18 protein-coding genes are annotated in these 23,148 nt (G+C 71.7%); 10 read left to right on the plus strand and 8 right to left on the minus strand.

What is annotated here, in order from left to right; translation table 11 throughout:
- Positions 1 to 54: 54 nt before the first annotated feature.
- From A6P39_RS44735 to A6P39_RS44780, 10 genes are all read left to right on the plus strand, one after another.
- Entirely contained in the window at positions 55 to 807 is a 753-nt protein-coding gene (locus tag A6P39_RS44735; RefSeq protein ID WP_275884572.1) for a thioesterase II family protein, read from the plus strand.
- Between the two features lie 98 nt (positions 808 to 905).
- Complete coding sequence (locus A6P39_RS44740; RefSeq protein ID WP_275884573.1) at positions 906 to 1,847, plus strand: SRPBCC family protein; 942 nt, start codon at positions 906 to 908, stop codon at positions 1,845 to 1,847.
- 237 nt (positions 1,848 to 2,084) lie between these two features.
- Positions 2,085 to 5,537 carry a condensation domain-containing protein gene (locus A6P39_RS44745; RefSeq protein WP_275884574.1) on the plus strand — a complete coding sequence of 1,151 codons (3,453 nt, stop codon included), beginning with the start codon at positions 2,085 to 2,087 and terminating at the stop codon, positions 5,535 to 5,537.
- A gap of 154 nt (positions 5,538 to 5,691) precedes the next feature.
- Entirely contained in the window at positions 5,692 to 6,903 is a 1,212-nt protein-coding gene (gene metK, locus A6P39_RS44750; protein WP_275884575.1) for a methionine adenosyltransferase, read from the plus strand.
- A 70-nt stretch (positions 6,904 to 6,973) separates the two neighbouring features.
- Positions 6,974 to 7,975: a carbohydrate kinase family protein gene (locus A6P39_RS44755; RefSeq protein WP_275884576.1), complete on the plus strand. Its 1,002-nt coding sequence runs from the start codon at positions 6,974 to 6,976 to the stop codon at positions 7,973 to 7,975.
- Positions 7,972 to 11,469 carry a methionine synthase gene (metH, locus tag A6P39_RS44760; protein ID WP_275884577.1) on the plus strand — a complete coding sequence of 1,166 codons (3,498 nt, stop codon included), beginning with the start codon at positions 7,972 to 7,974 and terminating at the stop codon, positions 11,467 to 11,469. The genes A6P39_RS44755 and metH overlap by 4 nt, the downstream gene beginning before the upstream one ends.
- Complete coding sequence (gene metF / locus A6P39_RS44765) at positions 11,466 to 12,380, plus strand: methylenetetrahydrofolate reductase [NAD(P)H] (RefSeq protein ID WP_275884578.1); 915 nt, start codon at positions 11,466 to 11,468, stop codon at positions 12,378 to 12,380. The genes metH and metF overlap by 4 nt, the downstream gene beginning before the upstream one ends.
- A complete protein-coding gene (ahcY, locus tag A6P39_RS44770; RefSeq protein ID WP_275884421.1) occupies positions 12,358 to 13,767 on the plus strand; it encodes an adenosylhomocysteinase in 1,410 nt (469 codons plus the stop codon). Before metF ends, ahcY begins: the two co-directional genes overlap by 23 nt.
- A gap of 26 nt (positions 13,768 to 13,793) precedes the next feature.
- Positions 13,794 to 13,940 (plus strand): hypothetical protein, encoded by a 147-nt coding sequence (locus A6P39_RS44775; protein ID WP_275884422.1) that lies wholly within the window; start codon positions 13,794 to 13,796, stop codon positions 13,938 to 13,940.
- A 107-nt stretch (positions 13,941 to 14,047) separates the two neighbouring features.
- Positions 14,048 to 14,323 (plus strand): DUF6059 family protein, encoded by a 276-nt coding sequence (locus A6P39_RS44780; RefSeq protein WP_275884423.1) that lies wholly within the window; start codon positions 14,048 to 14,050, stop codon positions 14,321 to 14,323.
- Positions 14,324 to 14,356: 33 nt separating this feature from the next.
- Here A6P39_RS44780 and A6P39_RS44785 read toward each other — a convergent pair whose 3' ends face one another.
- The 8 genes from A6P39_RS44785 to mvk form a co-directional block, all read right to left on the minus strand.
- A complete protein-coding gene (locus A6P39_RS44785) occupies positions 14,357 to 14,947 on the minus strand; it encodes a malonic semialdehyde reductase (RefSeq protein ID WP_275884424.1) in 591 nt (196 codons plus the stop codon).
- A gap of 73 nt (positions 14,948 to 15,020) precedes the next feature.
- Complete coding sequence (locus A6P39_RS44790; protein WP_275884425.1) at positions 15,021 to 16,034, minus strand: 3-oxoacyl-ACP synthase III family protein; 1,014 nt, start codon at positions 16,032 to 16,034, stop codon at positions 15,021 to 15,023.
- Between the two features lie 149 nt (positions 16,035 to 16,183).
- Positions 16,184 to 17,353 (minus strand): hydroxymethylglutaryl-CoA synthase, encoded by a 1,170-nt coding sequence (locus tag A6P39_RS44795; protein ID WP_275884426.1) that lies wholly within the window; start codon positions 17,351 to 17,353, stop codon positions 16,184 to 16,186.
- Positions 17,354 to 17,356: 3 nt separating this feature from the next.
- The gene (locus A6P39_RS44800) at positions 17,357 to 18,418 is read right to left on the minus strand and encodes a hydroxymethylglutaryl-CoA reductase (RefSeq protein WP_275884427.1); all 1,062 of its coding nucleotides are present in this window, start codon (positions 18,416 to 18,418) and stop codon (positions 17,357 to 17,359) included.
- Positions 18,415 to 19,506, minus strand: a complete 1,092-nt coding sequence (fni, locus tag A6P39_RS44805) for a type 2 isopentenyl-diphosphate Delta-isomerase (RefSeq protein ID WP_275884428.1) — start codon at positions 19,504 to 19,506, stop codon at positions 18,415 to 18,417. The genes A6P39_RS44800 and fni overlap by 4 nt, the downstream gene beginning before the upstream one ends.
- Entirely contained in the window at positions 19,503 to 20,636 is a 1,134-nt protein-coding gene (locus tag A6P39_RS44810) for a phosphomevalonate kinase (protein ID WP_275884429.1), read from the minus strand. The genes fni and A6P39_RS44810 overlap by 4 nt, the downstream gene beginning before the upstream one ends.
- Positions 20,633 to 21,688, minus strand: a complete 1,056-nt coding sequence (gene mvaD, locus A6P39_RS44815) for a diphosphomevalonate decarboxylase (RefSeq protein WP_275884430.1) — start codon at positions 21,686 to 21,688, stop codon at positions 20,633 to 20,635. The genes A6P39_RS44810 and mvaD overlap by 4 nt, the downstream gene beginning before the upstream one ends.
- Complete coding sequence (mvk, locus tag A6P39_RS44820) at positions 21,678 to 22,658, minus strand: mevalonate kinase (protein WP_275884431.1); 981 nt, start codon at positions 22,656 to 22,658, stop codon at positions 21,678 to 21,680. The genes mvaD and mvk overlap by 11 nt, the downstream gene beginning before the upstream one ends.
- Between the last annotated feature and the right edge of the window lie 490 nt (positions 22,659 to 23,148).

Below are 23,148 nucleotides of genomic sequence, written 5' to 3' on the forward strand. Positions count from 1 at the left end.
TGTGGCGATTCTCGAAATCCACCCGTGTGACCGGGCGGACGTAAAGGAGGAGCCATGTCGGACGACCAGCCTGTGCGGCTGTACTGTTTCGCGCACTCCGCTGAAGGCGTCTCCGTCTTCGACGACTGGGCGGCGCGCGTTGGAGCCGGTGTGGAGCCCGTCCCGGTCCCTCTGCCGGGCAGCGCCCAGCGCCTCGCCGAACCCCGGGTGAGCACGCGCGAGGCGCTGCTCGCCGACGTACTGCCGCTGTTCGCCGAGCCGCACCCCGGCCCGTACGTGCTGTACGGGCACGGCCTCGGAGCGATGGTCGCGCTCACTGTGGCGCGGGCCCTGCACGAGGCCGCCCTGCCCGGTCCGGCCCTCCTCGCCGTCGGCGCCTGGCTGGCGCCGCACCTGCCCGCCGGGCTGGCGGACCCTCGCGGGGCCACCGACGCCGAACTGCTGCACGTCCTCAGCGGCAAGGGCGCCGTACCGGCCGGCAGCGACGAGGGAATCTGGCTCAGGTCCATGCTGCCGGTGCTCCGCGCCGACCTGGAGCTGGCCCAGGACCTGCACGCGGCCGCCGCGAGGCCTTCCCCGGCCGGCCTGCTCACCACCCCGGTGCTGGTCGTCGACTCGCAGGCCAACCGGCTCGCCCCGGGCTCGACGGTGGCCGGCTGGGACCGGTGGACCGCCGGGCCGGTCCGCTCGCGCACCGTCCCCGGGCGCCACTTCTTCGTACGCGGCGGCCGGGAACTGCCCCGGCTTCTGGGCCGGGCCTGCCGCGTTGCCCGACGGATCGCCGCGGAGCCCGCGCCCGTCGGCTGATCCCCGTGTTCCGGAGCCACCGGACCCGGTCTTCTCATTCCGCCGTCCCGCCCGTGTCAGCGGCCTGGGCGGCGCAATGTGCACAGAGAGGTGTTCAGATGTCTGGTGAGCGTGTCGACAGGGCGACGCATCACGTGCACGTGTCCGCGCCCGCGGGCGTGGTCTACGCCGTACTCGCCGATGGGGGGAAACTGCCCCTGTACTGCTCCGGAAGCGTCCATGTGGAGTGCCTGGAGTCCGACGGCGGGCGGGAGCGCGTGCGGATGTGGTCCCTCATGAACGGCCAGGTGAAGTCGTGGACCTCGTGGCGGCACCTGGACCCGGTGGAGCGCCGTATGGAGTTCCGCCAGGACGCGCCCGCGTCCTCGCACAACTCGGTGGGCGGCGTGCTCACCATCCGGGCCGAGGGCCCGCGCGAGACCCAGCTGGAACTGCGCTTCGGCACCGACGGCCCGCCCGACGCGGCATGGCTGGAGCAGATGGCCGGCCTGGACATCCGCACGCAGCTCATGCAGCTGAAGAGCTTCGCCGAGCGGTGGACGCGCCTGGACGACCTGGTGCTCACCTTCGAGGACTCGATCCACGTGCACGGCCCGGCCGAGCTGGCCTACGACGTCCTGTACCGGGCCGGGAGCTGGCCCGAAGCGGTGCCGGGCATCGCCCGGGTCGCGCTCGCCGAGGAATCGCCCGGAGTGCAGCGTATGACCCTGGACCGGCTCACCGAGAGCGGCGCGCACACCACTGAGGCGGTGCGGATCTGCTTCCCCCACGCGGGCCGGATCGTCTACAAGCAGACGCGGACCCTCCCGCTGCTGGCGGCACACACCGGCGAGTGGTCCGTGGTCCCCGATGAGCGGGGCGCGACCGTCACCTCGAAGCAGACCGTCGTGCTGCGCGAGGAGGACATCGCCGCGGTGCTGGGCCCGCGCGCGGATCTCGCCGACGCCCGCCGGTATGTGCGCGGGGTGCTCGGCCGCGACAGCCTGGCCCTGCTCACCCAGGTCCGGCGGCACGCGGAGAGCGCCGTCCGCATGCTGTGACGCGCGGTCGACAACTGCTGTGGAAGACACAGGAGTTACGGGTGAACGGTCCCGGCGCCGCAGACCTCGGGACCCGCTCGGACCCCGCTGCACACCTGCTCGGGAAAACGGACTTCGGGCGCGACTGCCACTAGCGTGCTCATCTCGACCGTTGTGGACATGGGCAGGCCAGGAGGCTGCGATGGGGGAGAGGCAGTACGGCTCGGTCCGGGCGGCCGCGGGCGCCCCCGGGGCATCATGACGTCCCACCGCGTCCCGCAGGCCCCGGTCTCCGTGATCGTCGCCCCCGGCCCCTCTCCGCACCCGGTGCCGTGGGACCTCGAGCTGCGCGGACCGCTCGACGAGGCCGCGCTGGAACGGCTGCTGGAGGAGCTGACCGCCGGCGGCGACCCGGACCGGCCCGGCTGGCGGCACCGGCTGCTGCGGCACGGCCCGGACCACCACACCCTGCGGTTCTCCGCGCCGCAGGGGGCGCCCGTCGCATTCGTCGCGGGCCGCGTCGCCGACCACCTCACCGCACCGCCCCCACCGGCCGACCGTCCGCTGACCCCGGCCCAGCGCGCGGCTCTCGCGCGGGAGGGGGAGCGGCGGTACGAGGCGATGGTGCTCGACGCGGCGGCTGCGACCGGCGCGGGCGCGAGCCCGGACGCGGGCGCACTGCGTGCGGCGCTGGATGCCGTCGTGGCCGTCCACCCTCAGCTGCGGTCCCGGCTCGCGGGCGGGGACGGCTGGCACACGGCGCGGGCTCACGACGCGGCCCGCAGCCGCCAAGAGCGGGTGGTGGAAGGGGAGTTCACCGACGAGGCCGGATTCGCCGCACTGGTGGACGCGGCCGGCCGGACCCTCGACGCGTACGCCGGCGACCAGCTGCGCGTGCTGCTCGCCAGGGACCGCCGTACGGACGGAGCGCGGGCCGACCGGATCGCCGTGGTCGCTCTCGAACCGGCCGTGGATGCCGCGTCCTGGCGCATCCTGCTCGACGACCTGACCGCCGCCCTCGCCGCGGCGACCGGCGGCACCGCGCCGCGGCCCGAGCCTGACGGCCTGGCCGAGTGGGTCACCGAACTGCGCGCACTGGCCAGTGACGTGGCCGAGGCCCAGCACTGGAGCCTGGTCGCCGAGCGCCGGGCCCGCGCGGCCCGCGCGGTGCTGCGTCCGCCGCAGCGGGCCCTTCGGCCGGCCGACGGCGACAGCCGGACGAACGTCCGGGTGACGGGGGCGGATGACGGGCCCGCCGTCGTACCGGCGGGCACCCCGGACACCGGGTTCGTGGAACGCGCGGACGAGACGGAATACGCGGCCGAAGAGCCGCCGGGCGGGGCCCGGCACACCGGCTTCACCCTGGGCGAGGACGCCACCGAGCGGATCGCCCAGGGCCTCGCCGGGCGGCTCGCGCTGACCGCCGGGCAGGTGCTGACCGGCGCGTTCGCACTGGCCCTCGCCCGCTGGCAGGGAACCGACGAGGTCGGCTTCGACGTACGCAGCGATCCGCGCGGCGACCGGCCGGGGCTGCGGCGTCTGGCGGGGCGGCTGGCCGAGCCGTACCCGGTCCAGTTCGCCCTCGGCGCGGGCGCCGGACCCGTCGGACAGCTGACCGAACTGGCAGGCGCGCTGGCCGCCTGCGCCGGGCTGGCCGGGGGCGGAGCGGGGTTCGGGGCGTGCCGTGAGTGGAGCCCCGATCCGCAGGTGCGCCGTACCCTGCGCGAGCTGGCACCCGCGCGGGTCTGCCTGGCCGTCGACGACGCCGGCGGGCCGCTGCCCGACTCCGCCCGGCCCATGCACCGTGGCGCCCACCCCGTCGAGGTACGGGCGGAGATCCGCAGCGGCAGGCTGCGCGTCGGGCTCGACTGGCCGCGCGACCCTGCGCACGGCGTCACCGACGCCTCCGCGGGCGAACTGGCGTGCCTGCTGCGGGAGGTGCTGGAGGAGCTGGCCGCCGCGCCCGCGGCTCCGATCCCGCGTGCCTTCTTGAGGGCCACCCCCCAGCAGTCGGTGCTGTACACGGGCGGCGACGCGCGGCCCGGCACCGGACGCCATGTCGAGCAGCTCGTCTGGGTCTGGCGCGGCCCGCTCGACGTGCGCCGCTTCACCCGGTCCTGGCAGTCGGTCTTCGACTGCGAGACCGTGCTGCGCACCGCGTTCACCGACGGCCCCGAACCGCTGCTCGTGGTGCACGAACGGGTCGTACCCGAGATCACCCGCCGGGCGTTCCCCGACGGCGACTGGTCCGCCTTCCTCGAGGGCGACCGGCTGCGCGGCTTCGACCTGCGCCGCCCCGGTGCGCTGCGGTTCACCCTGCTGGAGACGGAGCGGACCCGGTCTGCGGACCCCGTCGCGCCCACCCGGATCCTGGTCACCTATCACCGGGCACTGCTGGACACCTGGAGCGCGCACCTGCTGCTGCGCGAGTTCTACCGCGCATATCTCGCGGGCGGCACCCTGCCCGGGGGCGAGCGCCGGCCCGACCTGCGCGACTACACGGCCTGGGTGGCCGCCCAGGACCCGGAGCCCGCCCGCGGGTTCTGGGCGGCGAGCGCACCACCCGTCGGCGCGGCCTCCTGGCCGGTGCGGTCCGCCGCACGGGCCGGACTGACCGGTGTCGGCCGGGCCCGGCTGCGCCTGGACCCCGTCGAGACCACCCGGCTCGCGCACTGGGCGGGCACCTGGGGCACCGCCGAGAGCAGCGTGCTCCAGACCGTGTGGGCCATCCTGATCTACTGGGCGTCCGGCGCCACCGGACCGGCCCCGGTCTGCTTCGCGGTGACCGTGTCGGGACGCGGTATCGCGCTCGACGGCGCGGACCGGATGCCGGGCCCGCTGCGCAACCCGCTGCCGATGACCGTCGAGGTGGACCCGGCGGGCACCGTGCCGCGGCTGCTGCGCCAGCTGCGTGACCGCGCCCTGGACATGGCTGCCTACGAATGGGTGCCGGCCGACTGGATCCGGGCCTGGCGCAGCGGCGCGGACCCCGGCACCGTCATCGTCTTCGAGGACCCTCCGCATCCGCTGGACGGCCTGGAGGCGCAGCTCGCCGCTCACGGCATCCACGCCGAGCTGCCCGACACCCTGCCGGCCCGCTCGGTGCTGCCCATCGGGCTGCTTGCCCACCACGACAGCGCGGGCGGCCTGGTGCTGACCGGGGTGCACGACCGGGCGCTGCTGGACGAGGAAGCGGCGGCCGAACTGCTCGCGCAGTGCGCCCTGTTGCTGCGCTCGCTGCCGCTGTCGGCGGGCGAGGCCACCACCGTGGGGGAGGCGCTGGAACTGTTGGAGGAGAGCGCCGTACCAGGCCTGGGAGACACCGGCCGGGACACCCCTCTGGTGACGCTGCGGGCGGCACGCCGGGAGCGGGCGGGCACGATTTGCCTGATCCCGCCGCCGGGCGCCCCCGAGACCTGCTACGACCTGCTCGCCAGCAGCTATCCGGGACCGCAGCAGCTCCTGCTGCTCACCGCAGGCGCCGACCCGGACCGGGCCCGGTCGGCCCTCGCGACGCTCCGTACCGCCCGGTCCCTGCTGTTCGCCGGGTTCTCCGGCGCCGGAGTCCTCGCGTGCGACCTGGCCCGGCGGATCGCGGCGGACGGCGGCCGTCCGCCCAGGGTCGTGCTCGCCGGCGCCTGTGCGGACGAGCGGGAACGGTTCGGCGCGCTGGCCCAGGTCCTCCTGGACGCCACCGGACCGGGGGTGTGACGTGCCGGAGGCGTGCGACCGGTCCACTCCTGTTCCGTCGCTGTTCGAGACTCCCTCGTCCGCCGTTCTGCATCGTGGGCGTCAGCGGCCCGAGTTCCCCCGCTCGGGCCGCTGACGCCGTACGTGCCGTGGGCCCGCAACCATCTGGAGTGACATGTCCCGCCGTCTGTTCACCTCGGAGTCCGTGACCGAGGGACATCCCGACAAGATTGCCGACCGGATCAGTGACACCATTCTCGATGCGCTGCTGCGCGACGACCCGTCCTCGCGCGTCGCGGTGGAGACCCTGATCACGACGGGGCAGGTGCACATCGCCGGCGAGGTGACCACGCAGGCCTACGCCCCGATCGCCCAACTGGTGCGCGACGCCATCCTCGAGATCGGCTACGACTCCTCCGCCAAGGGCTTCGACGGCGCCTCGTGCGGTGTCTCGGTGTCCATCGGCGCCCAGTCCCCGGACATCGCACAGGGCGTGGACACGGCGTACGAGTCGCGGGTCGAGGGCGAGCAGGACGATCTCCTGGACCGGCAGGGCGCGGGCGACCAGGGCCTGATGTTCGGCTACGCGAGCGACGAGACGCCGAACCTGATGCCGCTGCCCATCGAGCTGGCCCACCGGCTCTCCCGCCGCCTCACCGAGGTCCGCAAGGACGGCACCATCCCCTACCTGCGCCCCGACGGCAAGACACAGGTCACCATCGAGTACGACGGCGACCAGCCCGTGCGGCTGGACACGGTCGTGGTCTCCACCCAGCACGCCTCCGACATCGACCTGGAGTCGCTGCTCACCCCGGACATCCGCGAGGAGGTCGTCGCACACGTCCTGAACCGGCTCGCCGAGGACGGCATCAAGCTGGAGACCGAGGGCTACCGGCTGCTGGTCAACCCGACCGGCCGCTTCGAGATCGGCGGCCCGATGGGCGACGCCGGCCTGACCGGCCGCAAGATCATCATCGACACCTACGGCGGCATGGCCCGGCACGGCGGCGGCGCCTTCTCCGGCAAGGACCCGTCCAAGGTGGACCGCTCGGCCGCGTACGCGATGCGCTGGGTCGCCAAGAACGTGGTCGCCGCGGGCCTGGCCTCGCGCTGCGAGGTCCAGGTCGCCTACGCGATCGGCAAGGCCGAGCCCGTCGGCCTCTTCGTGGAGACCTTCGGCACCCACAAGGTCGACACCGAGAAGATCGAGCACGCCATCACCGAGGTCTTCGACCTGCGCCCGGCCGCGATCATCCGCGACCTCGACCTGCTCCGCCCGGTCTACGCCCAGACGGCGGCCTACGGCCACTTCGGCCGCGAGCTGCCCGACTTCACCTGGGAGCGCACCGACCGCGCGGACGCCCTCCGCAAGGCCGCGGGCCGCTGAGCCCACCCTCCCGGCCCCGGACCGTCGACGACCAGCGACCGAAGCGATCGAAGGAATCGAAGGAGTTCCCGTGCGCATCGCGGTGACAGGATCCATAGCCACCGACCATCTGATGGTCTTCCCCGGGCGGTTCGCGGACCAGCTGCTGCCCGACCAGCTCGCGCATGTCTCGCTCTCGTTCCTCGTCGACCGGCTCGAGGTGCGCTGGGGCGGGGTCGCGGCCAACATCGCCTACGGACTCGGCGGCCTCGGGCTGTCGCCCCTGCTGGTCGGGGCGGTCGGCACCGACTTCGCCGAGTACGAGGTGTGGCTGAAGCAGCACGGCGTCGACACCGGGGGAGTGCGGGTCTCCGCCGAACGGCAGACGGCCCGCTTCCTGTGCATCACCGACCAGGACGACAACCAGATCGCCGCGTTCTACGCGGGCGCGATGACCGAGGCGTCCGACATCGATCTGCCGGCCCTGCTCGCCGGTGCCGAACGCCCCGGTCTGGTCCTCGTCTCGCCCGACGACCCGTCGGCGATGCTGCGCCACACCGCCGCGTGCCGGGCCCTCGGCATCCCCTTCGCCGCCGACCCCTCGCAGCAGCTGGCCCGCCTGGACGGCAGCCAGGTCCGCGACCTGGTGGACGGCGCCACCTGGCTGTTCACCAACGAGTACGAGGCCGCGCTGCTGATGGAGCACACCGGCTGGAGCCGCACCGACGTCCTCGCCGCCGTCGGCGCCTGGGTCACCACCCTGGGCGGGCGGGGGGTGCGCATCGAGCGTGTCGGACAGTCCCCTCTCACCGTCCCCGCCGTCCCCGGCATCGAGCCGGTCGACCCGACCGGCGGCGGCGACGCCTTCCGCGCCGGATTCCTGGCCGCCGCCGGCCACGGCGCGCCGCTGGAGCCCGCGGCCCGACTGGGGTGCGCGCTGGCCTCCGTGGCCCTCGGCGCGGTGGGTTCGCAGGCCCACGAGGTCGACCCGGTGCACCTGGCCGGCATTGTCGAGCGGTCCTACGGCCCCGGCTCCGCCGAGCCGCTCGCCCCTCTCCTCGGCCGGGGCGAAGGCGAGGGCACGTCGTCATGAACGCCGACGGCAGGACCCGTGTCTCCGCCCTGCGCAGGGCACTTGCCACCCGTGTGGTGGTGGCGGACGGGGCGATGGGCACGATGCTCCAGGCCCAGGACCCGACCCTCGACGACTTCGAGCAGCTCGAGGGCTGCAACGAGATCCTCAACCTGACCCGTCCCGACATCGTCCGCTCCGTCCATGAGGCGTACTTCGCGGTGGGTGTCGACTGCGTGGAGACCAACACCTTCGGGGCCAACCATTCCGCCCTTGGTGAGTACGACATCGCCGAGCGGGTCCACGAGCTGTCCGAGGCCGGCGCCCGGGTGGCCCGCGAGGTGGCCGACGAGTTCACCGCGAGGGACGGGCGGCAGCGCTGGGTGCTGGGCTCGATGGGCCCGGGCACGAAGCTGCCCACCCTGGGCCACGCCCCCTACACGACCTTGCGTGACGCCTATCAGCGCAATGCGGAGGGTCTGGCCACCGGTGGTGCGGACGCGCTGCTGGTGGAGACCACGCAGGACCTGCTGCAGACGAAGGCGGCCGTGCTGGGAGCCCGGCGGGGTCTGGAGGCCCTCGGTCTGGACCTGCCGGTGATCGTGTCGGTGACGGTCGAGACGACGGGCACGATGCTGCTGGGCTCCGAGATCGGTGCGGCGCTGACGGCGCTGGAGCCGCTGGGCATCGACATGATCGGCCTGAACTGCGCCACCGGGCCGGCCGAGATGGGCGAGCACCTGCGCCATCTCTCCCGGCACGCGCGTGTGGGCCTGTCGTGCATGCCCAACGCCGGCCTGCCGGTCCTCGGCAAGGACGGGGCTCACTACCCCTTGTCCGGCGCCGAGTTGGCGGAGGCGCACGAGGGCTTCGTCCGCGAGTTCGGGGTCGGCCTGGTCGGCGGCTGCTGCGGTACGACGCCGGAGCACCTGCGCCAGGTGGTAGAGCGGGTCCGGGGTCTGACGCCGACCGTGCGGGAGCCGCGTCCGGAGCCGGGAGCGGCGTCGCTGTATCAGTCGGTGCCGTTCCGCCAGGACACGTCGTATCTGGCGATCGGTGAGCGGACGAACGCCAACGGGTCGAAGAAGTTCCGCGAGGCCATGCTGGAGGGCCGCTGGGACGACTGTGTGGAGCTGGCGCGGGAGCAGATCCGTGAGGGTGCGCACATGCTCGACCTGTGCGTGGACTATGTCGGGCGGGACGGCGTCGCCGACATGGAGGAGCTGGCCGGGCGTTTCGCGACCGCGTCCACGCTGCCGATCGTGCTGGACTCCACCGAGGTCGAGGTGATCCGGGCGGGCCTGGAGAAGCTCGGCGGCCGTGCGGTGATCAACTCGGTGAACTACGAGGACGGTGACGGCCCCGACTCCCGCTTCGCCAGGGTCACCAAGCTCGCCCAGGAGCACGGCGCCGCCCTGATCGCCCTGACGATCGACGAGGAGGGGCAGGCCCGTACGCCCGAGAAGAAGGTGGAGATCGCCGAGCGGCTGATCGCGGACCTGACGGGGAACTGGGGCATCCGTGAGGAGGACATCCTCATCGACGCCCTGACGTTCACGATCTGCACCGGTCAGGAGGAGTCCCGTAAGGACGGCCTGGCCACCATCGAGGCGATCCGGGAACTCAAGCGCCGTCACCCGGCGGTGCAGACCACTCTCGGCCTGTCGAACATCTCCTTCGGTCTGAACCCGGCCGCCCGGATCCTGCTCAACAGTGTCTTCCTGGACGAGTGTGTGAAGGCGGGCCTGGACTCGGCGATCGTGCACGCGTCGAAGATCCTGCCGATCGCCCGGTTCAGCGAGGAAGAGGTCGCCACGGCGCTGGACCTGATCCACGACCGCCGCTCGGAGGGCTACGACCCCCTGCAGAAGCTCATGCAGCTCTTCGAGGGCGCCACCGCGAAGTCCCTGAAGGCCGGCAAGGCCGAGGAACTGGCCGCCCTGCCGCTGGAGGAGCGCCTCAAGCGCCGCATCATCGACGGCGAGCGCAACGGCCTGGAGGCCGACCTCGACGCCGCCCTCCAGGACCGCCCGGCCCTCGACATCGTCAACGACACCCTGCTGGACGGCATGAAGGTCGTCGGCGAGCTGTTCGGTTCGGGTCAGATGCAGCTGCCGTTCGTCCTGCAGTCCGCCGAGGTGATGAAGGCGGCGGTGGCGTATCTCGAGCCGTACATGGAGAAGTCGGATGCCGAGGGCAAGGGCACGATCGTACTGGCGACTGTGCGCGGGGACGTGCACGACATCGGCAAGAACCTGGTCGACATCATCTTGTCCAACAATGGCTACAACGTGGTCAATCTCGGTATCAAGCAGCCGGTGTCGGCGATTTTGGAGGCGGCCGAGGAGCACCGGGCCGATGTGATCGGTATGTCGGGGCTGCTGGTGAAGTCCACGGTGATCATGAAGGAGAACCTGGAGGAGCTGAACCAGCGTGGTCTGGCGGCCCGGTTCCCGGTCATCCTGGGCGGCGCGGCGCTGACCCGGGCCTATGTCGAGCAGGACCTGCACGAGGTCTACGAGGGCGAGGTCCGCTACGCCCGCGACGCCTTCGAGGGCCTGCGCCTCATGGACGCCCTCATCGGCGTCAAGCGCGGGGTGCCCGGGGCCAGGCTGCCCGAGCTGAAGCAGCGCCGGGTGCGTACGAAGCCCGTGCTCGAGGTCAACGAACCGCAGGAACAAGGCCGTTCGGACGTGGCCACGGACAATCCGGTCCCCACCCCGCCGTTCTGGGGCACCCGGATCGTCAAGGGCATCCAGCTCAAGGAGTACGCGTCCTGGCTGGACGAGGGCGCCCTGTTCAAGGGGCAGTGGGGGCTGAAGCAGGCCCGCACCGGTGAGGGGCCGTCGTACGAGGAACTGGTCGAGAGCGAGGGCCGGCCGCGCCTGCGCGGTCTGCTGGACCGGCTCCAGACGGAGAACCTGCTGGAAGCCGCAGTCGTCCACGGCTACTTTCCCTGCGTCTCCAAGGGTGACGACCTGATCATCCTGGACGAGCAGGGCATCGAGCGCACCCGGTTCACCTTCCCGCGTCAGCGCCGCGGCCGGCGGCTCTGCCTGGCCGACTTCTTCCGCCCGGAGGAGTCCGGCGAGACCGATGTGGTCGGCCTCCAGGTCGTCACCGTGGGCTCGCGCATCGGCGAGGAGACCGCGAAGCTCTTCGAGGCCAACTCCTACCGCGACTACCTCGAACTGCACGGCCTGTCCGTGCAGTTGGCGGAGGCACTCGCCGAGTACTGGCACGCCCGCGTCCGCGCCGAGCTGGGTATCTCCGGGGCCGACCCGGCGCACCTCGACGGCATGTTCCGCACCGAGTACCAGGGCTGCCGCTACTCGCTCGGCTACCCGGCCTGCCCCGACCTGGAGGACCGCGCGAAGATCGCCGAGCTGCTGCGGCCGGAGCGGATCGGCGTCCAGCTGTCCGAGGAGTTCCAGCTGCACCCCGAGCAGTCCACCGACGCCATCGTCCTGCACCACCACGAGGCCAGCTACTTCAACGCCGGAGGCCGGGAGTGACCACCCTGCGCGACGTCCTCGACCGGGCGGACCCGTCGAACCCGTCGTTCTCCTTCGAGTTCTTCCCGCCGAAGACCGACGCCGGAGCCCGCACCCTGTGGCAGGCGATCCGCCGGATCGAGCCGTTGGCACCGGCGTTCGTGTCGGTCACCTACGGGGCGGGCGGCTCCTCCAGGGACCGCACCGTCGAGGTGACCAAGCGGATCGCGGCCGAGACGACCCTGCGTCCCGTCGCCCATCTGACCGCCGTCGGCCACTCGGTGGCCGAGCTGCGCCACATCATCGGCCAGTACGCCGACGCCGGCGTCCGGGACGTCCTGGCGCTGCGCGGCGATCCGCCCGGCGACCCGAACGCCCCCTGGATCCCGCACCCCGACGGCTTCACCCACGCCCATGAACTCGTGCGGCTGGTCAAGGAGTCGGGGGACTTCAGCGTCGGCGTGGCGGCCTTCCCCGAACGTCATCCGCGCTCGGCGGACTGGGACAGCGACATCCGGCATTTCGTCGCCAAGTGCAGGGCCGGCGCGGACTACGCCATCACGCAGATGTTCTTCCACGTCGAGGACTATCTCCGGCTGCGCGACCGGGTGGCCGCCGCCGGCTGTGACACCCCGATCATCCCGGAGATCATGCCGGCCACCGACGTACGGCAGATCGCCCGCTTCGCCGAGCTGAGCGGCGCGGCCTTCCCCGAGGAACTGGCCCACCGCCTGGACGCCGCGCGTGACCACCCCGCCGAGGGCCATCGCATCGGTGTCGAGTACGCCACCGCGATGGCCGAGCGGCTGCTCGCCGAGGGCGCCCCCGGACTGCACTACATCACGCTCAACCGCTCGACGGCGACGCTCGAGATCCACCGCAACGTACTGAACTCAAGGAGCACACGGCATGTCCTCGCAGCCCAGCGCTGACTTCACCGACTTCAAGGTCGCGGATCTCTCCCTGGCCGAGTTCGGCCGCAAGGAGATCACCCTCGCCGAGCACGAGATGCCCGGCCTGATGGCGATCCGCAAGGAGTACGCCGAGGCCCAGCCGCTGGCCGGCGCCCGGATCACCGGCTCCCTGCACATGACCGTCCAGACCGCCGTGCTCATCGAGACCCTGGTCGCCCTCGGCGCCCAGGTCCGCTGGGTGTCGTGCAACATCTTCTCCACCCAGGACCACGCGGCCGCCGCCGTCGCCGCCGCCGGCATCCCCGTCTTCGCCTGGAAGGGCGAGACCCTCCAGGAGTACTGGTGGTGCACCGAGCAGGCCCTGACCTGGCCCGGACACGCCGGCCCGAACATGATCCTGGACGACGGCGGTGACGCCACCCTCCTCGTCCACAAGGGCGTCGAGTACCAGAAGACCGGCGTCCTGCCGACCGCCGACAACGAGGAACTGGCCGTCGTACGGGCCCTGTTGGAGCACAGCTCCCTGGACTGGACGGCGCTGGCCTCCGGCATCCGCGGTGTGACGGAGGAGACCACGACGGGTGTCCACCGGCTGTACGAGATGCAGCGTGACGGCGTCCTGCTGTTCCCGGCGATCAACGTCAACGACGCCGTCACCAAGTCGAAGTTCGACAACAAGTACGGCTGCCGCCATTCCCTGGTCGACGGCATCAACCGGGCCACGGACGTCCTGATCGGTGGCAAGACCGCGGTCGTGTGCGGCTACGGCGATGTGGGCAAGGGCTGCGCGGAGTCGCTGCGCGGGCAGGGTGCCCGGGTGATCGTGACCGAGATCGACCCGATCTGCGCGCTGCAGGCGGCGATGGACGGCTACCAGGTCACGACGCTCGACGAGGTCGTCGACCAGGCCGACATCTTCGTCACGACGACCGGCAACAAGGACATCATCATGGCCTCGGACATGGCCAGGATGAAGCACCAGGCGATCGTCGGGAACATCGGTCACTTCGACAACGAGATCGACATGGCGGGTCTGGCGAAGGTGCCGGGCATCGTGAAGGACGAGGTCAAGCCGCAGGTCCACACGTGGACCTTCCCGGACGGCAAGGTGATCATCGTGCTGTCCGAGGGGCGGCTGCTGAACCTGGGCAACGCGACGGGCCACCCGTCGTTCGTGATGTCCAATTCCTTCGCGGACCAGACCCTGGCCCAGATCGAGCTGTTCACCAAGCCCGACGCGTACCCGGTGGGTGTGTACACGCTGCCCAAGCACCTGGACGAGAAGGTCGCCCGTCTCCATCTGGACTCCCTCGGCGTCAAGCTCACCAAGCTGCGTCCGGAGCAGGCCGCGTACATCGGCGTGGAGGTCGACGGCCCGTTCAAGCCGGACCACTACCGCTACTGACGAGGACCCAGCAGGAGGTGCAGGAGGTGGACGACACCGAAGCGACAGAGGAGGAGGACAGCAGGCCCCCGGATGGGCCGAGGGGCGATTGTCCGTACCCACCGCCCCTGCGGCTCGCCGGAATCGACGAGGACGACCTGTGGGAGCCCCACGTCGTGCGCGGCATCGACTGACACACACCGGACCGGCCGCCCGACAGCGGCCGTTCTCCACTGAGCCACGAGCCGACCTTGGGAGTCTGTGGAGGAGTTCACGAGCGAAGGGGCAAAAGGGGGCGGACATGAAACGTTTGCTGCGGGGCGGCCGGCGGGCGTTGTCGGACTATCTCGTACGACGGCTCTGGCAGTCCCTCGTGGCCTTCGGGGCCGCGCACGATCCCTTCCTGCACCTCGCCGGGGATGATGAGGTGCCGCCACGGCAGCGGCCCGGAGGGCCGCCGCCCGCCCACCCCGAGCGGCTGCGTGAGGACGTACCGCTGTCCGCGGAGGAACTGCGGATCCTGCGCGAGCTGTGGCCGACGTCCTACGCCGAACAGCAGGCCCCCGACAGCAGGTGAGGTGCCGGCCACGTGGCCGGCACCCTGCACGGGTCAGACGGTCGTGACGACCTCGTCGAGTGCGAGGCGCGGGGCGCGCTCGCCCCAGGCGCCGGGACCGGGCCTGCCGATGTTGACGACCAGCAGCGGGGTGTGGTCGTCGTCCAGGAACTCCGCCTGTACGCCGGGGTAGTCGAAGCCGTTCATCGGCCCGGCGGCCAGGCCGGCCGCGCGGATGCCGATGATGAAGTACGCGGCCTGCAGGACGCCGTTGAGCTGGGCGGACCGCTCGCGGACCGGACGCTCGGCGAAGAACACGTCCTTGGCCTGCGGGAAGTCGGGGAGCAGCTTGGGCAGCTCCTCGTGGAACTCGTTGTCCGTGGACAGGATCGCTACCAGAGGGGCGGCGGCCGTCTTGGCCTGGTTGACCGGGGCCATGTGCTTGACCAGGCGCTCGCGGGCCTCGGCGGTGCGGACCAGGGTGATCCGCAGCGGGCTCTGGTTGAAGGCGGTCGGGCCGTACTTCACCAGGTCGTAGATCGCCTGGACCTGCTCGTCGGTCACCGGCTCGTCGGTGAAGGTCTGGGGGGTGCGGGCCTCGCGGAACAGCAGGTCCTGCGCGGCGGGATCAAGAACGAGGGACATGGGTGCAACCTTTTTCGACGAAGACGAAGGAGAGCGGTCGGTCGTGGTCCGCGGCGGCCCTGTGGCCGCCACGTCACCACTCGACCAGAGCGAAACTCGCTGCCATGCCGCCGCCGAAGCCGGCCATGAGAATCAGCTCGCCCGGACGGATGCCGCCCGCGCGGACGGCCGCGTCCAGGGTGATCGGGATGGAGGCGGCGCCCGTGTTGCCGTAGTGCGACACGGTCTTGTGCATGGTGGCGTGCGGCAGGCCCAGCTCGGCGAAGACATCGTCGAGCATGACGCCGTTGCCCTGGTGCGGGATGAAGTGGCTGATGTCCGCGGCCTCGACCCCGGCCTCGTGGAGGAACCCCTTGACCAGTTGTGGCAGTTGCTCCACGACGAATCGGCGCACCTCGCGCCCTTCCATCGCGAAGTACTGCAGCCCGGCGTCCAGCCCGGCCTGGTCCAGGGGCTGCCGGCTGCCGCCCGCGGGCACCTGGATCAGGCTCGAGAGTTCGCCGAAGGTCTGCAGAGCGACATGCCTCACGACCGGGCCCCGGGTGGTCGGGCCGAGGACCATCGCGCCGGCGCCGTCCCCGAACAGGATCACCGTCTTGCGGTCGGCCGGGTTCAGGATGCGCGAGTACACGTCGGCGCCGATGACCAGGGCGTAACCGCCACGGCGCAGGATCACGCTGCCGACCGCGGACAGCGCGAACACGGTGCCGGAACACACCGCGTTGACGTCGAACGCGGCCGTGCCGGACGCGCCGAGGTTCTGCTGGACGTAGGCGGCCGTCGGCGGCTGAGGCCGGTCCGGCGTGGACGTGGCGACCGCGATCACGGTCAGCTGCTCGGCGGTGATGCCGGCCGCCTTCATCGCGGCCCGGGCCGCGGCCGTCGCCAGGTCGGACGTGGCCTGGCCGGGGGCGGCCCAGCGGCGCTCGCGGATCGCGGTCTTGCGGGTGATCCACTCTCCGTCGACCCCGGCCGGCGCACCGACCTCGTCGTTGGAGACGACCCTCTCCGGCACACAGGTACCCGTACCGAGGATCCGGACGTCCCGTATGGGGCTGCCCGTACTGAGGATCGCTGAGTGATCCATGCGGATGCCCTCCCCTCATATTGGTTGGAGAAAGAGCGCCCCGACGGGGCGCGGGGTTGTGCCTGATGCGCGGCTTTGCCGCGTGGGCGCGACCAGCCACGACGGTGCCGGACGAAAGACCGCCCGTCGTGGCTGATCGCGCGGAGCGCCTAGCGCTTCTCGTAGATCCGCTTGTGCCCGCTGATCCCGGCCAGCCGGTACGGAGCACCGGTCTGGGCCGGGTTGGTGTGGTCGCCGCCGTCGGACGGCAGCTTGTGCTCGTGCAGCTCGCGGTACTCGGCGTACGTGACGGGCTTGCGCCGGTCGATCGCCTCGCGGTTCGCCGCGGTGCGCAGGTGCTCCTGGTAGCCGGCGACGACGGTCCCCGCGAAGAACTCCGCGACGGACCCGGAGCCGTAGCTGAGGAAGCCGATCGACCTGCCGCTCAGGTCCTCGGCCTGGTCGAGCAGTGCGGCCAGGCCGAGGTACACCGACGCGGTGTAGCTGTTGCCGATCACCCGGTTGTAGGCGGTGGTCAGCCCGAGCGCGGCCGCGATGGCGTCCTTGTCGGTGTCGTAGCCGTTGAAGTTCAGCAGGTGGCTGTGGGCCTTGTAGGCCATCTTGGTGAACGGCTGGTGGTAGCAGAACGCGGCGAACTCCTCCAGCGAACGGCCGCCCTGCTCCTGGTAGTCCTTCCAGGTGCCCTCGACGGCCTGCAGGTAGGCGCCGATGGACTCCTGCCCGTCGACCAGGGCCGCGTCGCGGTAGTTCGGCCGCCAGAAGTCCATGACGTCGGCGGTGAACAGGCCGGAGGGGTCCTCGATGCGCACCAGCGCGGGGTCCACGCCGACCAGCATGGCCACCGCCGCCGCGCCCTGCGTGGCCTCACCCGGGCTGTCCAGGTCGTACTTGGAGACGTCACTGGCGATCACCAGGACCTGCTGGGCGGGGTCGCGCCGCACCAGGCCGATGGCGAACTGCAGGGCCGCGGTCGCGCCGTAGCAGGCCTGCTTCAGCTCCACGACCCGGGTGGCGGAGGACAGTCCGATCAGCGAGTGGACGTAGATGCCGGCGGCCTTGGCCTGGTCGATGGAGGACTCGGTGGCGAAGACGACCGTGCGGATCCGGTCGGTGCCGTGCTTGGCGACGATCGGCGCGGCGGCCGCGGCGGCCAGGGTGACGATGTCCTCGTCCTTGGCGGGCACGCTCATCGACTCCTGGCCGATGCCGATGTGGTACTTGCCGATCTCGGTGCCGTTGTAGGCGGCGAGTTCGGTGTGCTGCAGGACGAACTCACTGGTGGCGAACGAGAGATCGTGGATTCCGATGGAGATGGACATGCCCTATGCACCAACCTTTGCGGAGTTGTTGTCGCGTTCCAGCTGGACGTGCGCGCGCATGAGTTCGCCGGGGTTCGTCTGTGCCGCGAGCAGGGAGAGTTCACCGCACAGCACGGTCGCCGCCGCGATGACGGCGAGCCGGCGGGCGTTCTCCCCCGGCTCGCGGTCGGCCCGGCAGCCGAGCCGGGTCAGGTTCGTCTCCACGAAGCCGAGGCCCTTGCCGTTGCCGACCGTGCCGACGATCAGGTTCGGCAGGGTGCAGGCGAAGTACAGGTCGCCGTCGCGGTCCTCGGCCATGACCACGCCCTGGGAGCCCTCCACGATGTTGGCCGCGTCCTGGCCGGTGGCCAGGTAGAAGCCGAGCAGCATGTTCGCGAAGTGGGCGTTGGCCGAGCGGATGCCGCCGGCGAGCAGGGTGCCGAGCATGTTCTTGCGGATGTTCAGCTCGACGATCTTGGCGGCCGTCGTGTGCAGCACGTTCTCGACCACGTCACGCGGTACGAGCAGCTCGGTGACCACGTTCTTGCCGCGGCCGAGGATGCCGTTGATCGCGGTGGCCTTCTTGTCCGTGCAGTAGTTGCCGGAGATCGAGGCGTAGGAGATGCCGGGGACCGTCTCCAGCAGGTGCTTGAGGAGCACGTCGGAGGCGAGGGTGGCCATGTTGTGGCCGGAGGCGTCGCCGGTGGAGAACTCGAAGCGGATGAACAGCAGGTTGGCGTTGATCTCGTGGTGGATGTCGATCAGCTGGGCGAACCTGCTGCAGCCGCGCACCACCTCGCGCAGCTCCTCGATGCGTGCCTCGATGGTCCGCACGGCCGCGAGCGCGGTCTGCGCGTCCACCGCCTCGACCAGCACCGAACGGGTCATCCGCTCGTCCACCAGGGTGGCGACGATGCCCTTGTCGGCCAGCCGGGAGACCTTCGCGCCCCGGCCGACCGAAGGCCACAGCGGCGACTCGTAGGTGGCGAGCGGGACCTGGGTCTCGGTCTGGGCGACGTTCCCGGAAATGCGAAGGGGGCCCACCCAGCGCATCGGGACCCCGGCTATGGCGTGCGTGTCGGTCATCGTGTGCTTCCCGTCGTCTCGTGGGGGGTTTCGGCGGAGCTGGAACGCCGGGCGAGCGGGCCCGTCCCGATGCCCCGGTCGGCGCAGAAGTCCCTGAGCGAGCCGTGGATCAGCACATCGCAGTGCCGCAGACCGGCGGGGGTGCGGGCGCCGAGCATCGTCTGCAGCGCGGCCAGCTGGTCGAGCCAGGTGGTGAGCTGGGCGATCAGCGCGTCCACGCCGCCGTCGAGCAGGGTGCGCAGGAAGCCGCCGGAGGCGCCGACGCCGTGCGCGCCGAGCGCCAGGGCGCGGGCGACGTCGAGCGGGCTGCGCACACCGCCGGAGGCGAGCAGCGGCAGGCCCGCGCCCTGCGCGTCCAGCAGACAGGCGGGCGCGGACTGGCCCCAGCCGTGCAGGAAGGCGTACTCGCCCAGCTCCCGGCGGCCGTTCTCGATCCGGGCGAAGTCCGTGCCGCCCCGGCCGCTGACGTCGGCGACGGACACGCCGAGGTCCTTCAGCGTCTCGACGGTCTGCCGGCTCAGGCCGTTGCCGACCTCCTTGACGATCACCGGGATGTCGACGGCCGCCGCGATCTTCTCGATCTGCCCGGCCCAGGCGGAGAACGACCGGTCGCCCTCCGGCATCGCCGTCTCCTGCGCGGTGTTGATGTGGATCTGCAGGGCGTTGGCCTGGATCAGCTCGATGGCGCGCCACGCGTTGTCGACCGACGCGTTCGCGTTGACGTTGGCCATGACGAACCCGTCCGGGTTCTGCTCGCGCAGCACGCTGAACGTGCCCGCGCAGGACGGGTCCTTGAGGTAGGCGTTCATGGAGCCCGACGCGATCGGCACCCCGGTCTCGCGGGCGGCGATGGCCAGGTCCCGGTTGATGACACCGGTCTTGACGCTGCCGCCGGTCATCGCGTTGATGTAGATCGGCACCGGCCAGGAGATGCCGGCGAAGTCCGTGGCCAGGGACACGTCCGGGCGGTCGATGCCGGCCAGGGCGTGGTGCACGAACGACACCTCGTCGAACTGGTTGACCCCGCGGGGTGCGTCCTGCTGCTCGATGGCGAGCCGGACGTGGTCGTCCTTGCGTTGAGCGCTCATTCCTCGATCCCTTCCAGGGCGGGACGAATGGGCAGGGGCAGCACCCCGGCCGTGGCCCACCGTTGCCGTACATGGGAGATGTCGTGTGCCGCCTCGGCGTCCAGCAGGGCGATTCCGCAGTCGCCGCCCCCGGCCCCGGAAGGCTTGGCGGCGCCGCCGACGGCCTCGGCGGCGTCGCACAGTCGTGTCAGCTTGGGTGTGAAGATGCCGAGCCCGACCTCGTCGTCCAGGCGGGCCAGTTCCTGGCGGGCCGCGCGGATCTGGTCCAGCAGGCCCTGGCGGTCGCCGGATGCGAGCGCGTCGGCCGCGGCGCGCACGAAGCCGTTGCTGGTCTCGACGAACCTCTGGTGGGAGGCGGTGCCCCGCCAGGTCTTGCGGTGCAGGTCGGAGACCAGGGAGGCGGTGGAGACGGGTTCTCCGGTCCAGCCGATCTCCAGGGTCAGGTCCTTGGGCGCGGACAGCCGGTGCACCTCGTGGCCCGGCCAGGGCGCAGAGATCGTCCGCTCGACGCCGACGCGGCGGGCCAGGTCGAGGACGAAGGGCCGGTCGGGTGCCCGGTAGGCGATCCAGCCGCCCCAGGTGCTCGCGGCGAGGTCACCGCCGGAGGCCTTGGGGTCGATCCGCGCGGTGGCGAGCATGGCCAGCCGGTAGCGCTCGTCGGCACTCAGCTCCAGGCCGCAGTACGACGCGACGGCCGCGACGGTCGCCACGGTCACCGCGCCGCTGGAGCCCAGCCCGTACTTCCTGCCGCCGTCGTGAAGCCGGCTGCTGACCGTGACGCCCAGCGTGGGGATGGACAGTTGGCGTTCGGTCAGCAGCCGGCCCACGGTCTCGATGGCCGACACGACATGTGCCAGCCCGCCGCGGGTGTGCCCGTCGTCGTCCCCGCCCGGCCCGGTCAGCCGGCCGTCGTGCCAGCGCCAGGGCACCGACCGGGCACCGAGGTCGGTGGAGATCACCACGGCGGGCCCGTCGGCGCCGGCGCCGGGTTCCGGGCCGGAGACGGTGACGGTGATGTGCCGGTCGACCGCGACCAGGATGGCCGGGTTCCCCGGGTCGACCACCGCATACTCGCCCGCGACGAACAACTTGCCCGGCGCGTGCCGGACCACCGTGCGCCGCGGGGTCACCGTCCGTCCTCGTTCAGCAGCCGGGCGCCGCGGCCCGGCCCGGCGACGAGCACCCGGCCGTCGGGGACGGCGTCACGGACGGCGTCCGCCACCCGCTCGGCGTCCGTGCGGTGGCACAGCACCTTCACGTTGGGCCCGGCGTCCATGGTCGCGTAGGCGGGCACCCCGTCCTGGCGGAGCTGGAGCACCCGGTCGAGCACGGTGACCGTGGCCGACGACAGGTAGCGCACCGCGGGCCGCGCCGCCAGCATCGTGGCGTGCATGCCGAGCGCGTTGCGCTCCGCGATCTCGCCGACCGCCTCGAGGTCGCCGCGCCCGAGCGCCGCCCGCATGTCCGTCAGGTCGTCCCGGCTGGAAGCGGCCCAGGGCCGGTACAGCGGCGAGGTGTCGACGGTGCGGCGCATCGCCTCCCGGCTGGAGACGGCCTTGGGCCCGGCATTGACGACGGCGATGACCAGCGCCGGGTCGATGTCCGCCGTCGGGACCGGCTCGGCGTAGGAGCCGAGGTCCGCCTCCGCGTCCGTGCCGCCCTCAGGGCCGGCGTGCCAGACGGCGAAGCCGCCGAAGAGCGAGCGTGAGGCCGATCCGGAGCCGCGCCGCGCGAGGCGGGAGAGCGCGGTGGCGTCGAGGTCGATGCCGTACGCGGCCGCGGCGGCGACGGCGAGTGCGGCGAACCCGCTGGCGGAGGACGCCAGGCCCGCACCGGTGGGCACGGTGTTGCGGGTGTCCACGACGGCCCGCTGCTCCAGTCCGGACAGCTCCCGCACCAGCTCGAGGAAGGCGGTGATGCGCCGGCCCGCCTCGCCGGTGGCCGCCTCGCCGTTGAGGGTCACCTCGTCGTGCTCGGCGTCGGCGTCGAGCCGGACCCGGGTGGTCGTCGGGAAGACGTCGAGCGTCATCGACAGGCTGTCGGTCCAGGGCAGGATCAGGCGCTCGTCGCGCTTGCCCCAGTACTTGATCAGGGCGATGTTGGGGTGCGCGACCGCGGTGGCACCGTGTGTGGTGTCCCGCTGTGACGGCCGCGGCACAGTGGCCGGTTGTTCACGCAGCATGGTTGTCGAGCCCCTTCAGCGGTACGACCCACGTCTGTACGGCGCCTGCCTCGTGCAGCCGCCTGGTGACCTCCCGGGCCCGCTCCGGCGGGGCCAGCGCGATCATGCAGCCGCCCAGACCACCGCCGGTGATCTTGGCGCCGAGGCTGCCGGCCCGCAGCGCGGTGTCGACCAGGGTGTCGATCAGGCCGGTGCTCAGCCGGGCCGCGCGCAGCAGGGCGTGATAGTCCGTCATCCGCGTGCCCAGTTCCTCGGGCTTGCCGTCGGCGAGGGCCTGCCGGGCTCCCTCGGCCAGCTCCGACGCCCGCTCCACGAACCTGTCCTGCGCTCCGGCGTGGCGGCGGAACCCGTCGCGCAGCAGCTCGACCGCCTCCCTGGTGCTGCCCAGGGCGCCGCTGTCCGCGACGATGAACAACCCGTCGCAGCCGAGCTTGAGTTCCTCGGTGCGGCCCTGCTGGAACAGCAGCGGGCGCAGGGCGCCGACGGTCATGGCGTCGACGCCGCTGGCCTTGCCGTGCGCCATGTTCTCGGCCGTCTGCACCAGTTCGTACGCGGTGGTCTCGGTCAGTTCACGGCCGAAGAGGTCGGCGAGGGCGAAGGCGATCGCGCGCGAACTGGCCGCGCTGGAGCCAAGACCCCTGCCGTGCGGGATCGCGCCGTCGAGGATCACATCGAGATGCGTCCTGCCGGTCACGCCCATGCGCGCCTTGAACTCCGCGGTCAGCCGGCGCAGGCCGTCGGAGGCCTGCGTGACCAGCGCCCGCGAGGGAGTGCCGGTCATCGTGTACGACAGGTCGTCCTGGCTGTCGGAGGTGTGGGAGGACCACCCGGCGCTTGCCGTGACCGTGAGCTGCGGAATCGGAACAGCGAGCGCCGGAGCTCCGTAGACGACCGCGTGCTCCCCCAGCAGGATGGCCTTGGCGTGGGCGCGACCGATGCCGACCGAGCGGGCCCGGCGGCTTTCTGACACCCCCTCCGCTGAGGTCGGTAGAGTCAACGCACTCAGCTCCCTTTGTCTTTTCTGCATGGTGATCGCATGGTCATGGGGATCGATCGTCCAGAGTTCTGAGATGGAATGAAGCAGGACGTCGCGACAGCACCCAGGAAATGTGATGGACCGGATGCGGAAGAAGGCTGATGCCGTATGCGCCGGGATCCGGTCCGTATGTGCGCGGACGGGCGGCACGGCACGCGATCGACTGCCCCGCAGCAACTTTTGGGCAGGGTAGACGTGGGTAGATAGTGACACGGGTTTGACGCCACGTCCAACACCGCACCGAAGTGACCTGGGTCACCTGTTCCGGAAGAGGGAGCACAACACGCAAGGACGGCATGGTCGAGTGGAATTCCCCTTTGAATCCAGGGGTGTTCCAGGGGAATTCGAGCGGATGCCCAGAGGATTGCAAGCACACGAAATACACCGAGAGCCGCCCCGGGTTCCCGGGGCGGCTGGGGTACGT

This window comes from Streptomyces sp. FXJ1.172 (assembly GCF_001636945.3).
Taxonomy (GTDB): Bacteria; Actinomycetota; Actinomycetes; order Streptomycetales; family Streptomycetaceae; genus Streptomyces.

Coding starts and splice junctions, on each gene's coding strand:
- ahcY (WP_275884421.1), top strand. CDS start 12,358: ATGTCCTCGCAGCCCAGCGCTGACTTCACCGACTTCAAGGTCGCGGAT.
- fni (WP_275884428.1), bottom strand. CDS start 19,506: ATGAGCGCTCAACGCAAGGACGACCACGTCCGGCTCGCCATCGAGCAG.
- metK (WP_275884575.1), top strand. CDS start 5,692: ATGTCCCGCCGTCTGTTCACCTCGGAGTCCGTGACCGAGGGACATCCC.
- A6P39_RS44790 (WP_275884425.1), bottom strand. CDS start 16,034: ATGGATCACTCAGCGATCCTCAGTACGGGCAGCCCCATACGGGACGTC.
- A6P39_RS44740 (WP_275884573.1), top strand. CDS start 906: ATGTCTGGTGAGCGTGTCGACAGGGCGACGCATCACGTGCACGTGTCC.
- mvaD (WP_275884430.1), bottom strand. CDS start 21,688: ATGCTGCGTGAACAACCGGCCACTGTGCCGCGGCCGTCACAGCGGGAC.
- A6P39_RS44800 (WP_275884427.1), bottom strand. CDS start 18,418: ATGACCGACACGCACGCCATAGCCGGGGTCCCGATGCGCTGGGTGGGC.
- metH (WP_275884577.1), top strand. CDS start 7,972: ATGAACGCCGACGGCAGGACCCGTGTCTCCGCCCTGCGCAGGGCACTT.
- A6P39_RS44735 (WP_275884572.1), top strand. CDS start 55: ATGTCGGACGACCAGCCTGTGCGGCTGTACTGTTTCGCGCACTCCGCT.
- A6P39_RS44745 (WP_275884574.1), top strand. CDS start 2,085: ATGACGTCCCACCGCGTCCCGCAGGCCCCGGTCTCCGTGATCGTCGCC.
- A6P39_RS44785 (WP_275884424.1), bottom strand. CDS start 14,947: ATGTCCCTCGTTCTTGATCCCGCCGCGCAGGACCTGCTGTTCCGCGAG.
- A6P39_RS44780 (WP_275884423.1), top strand. CDS start 14,048: ATGAAACGTTTGCTGCGGGGCGGCCGGCGGGCGTTGTCGGACTATCTC.
- A6P39_RS44795 (WP_275884426.1), bottom strand. CDS start 17,353: ATGTCCATCTCCATCGGAATCCACGATCTCTCGTTCGCCACCAGTGAG.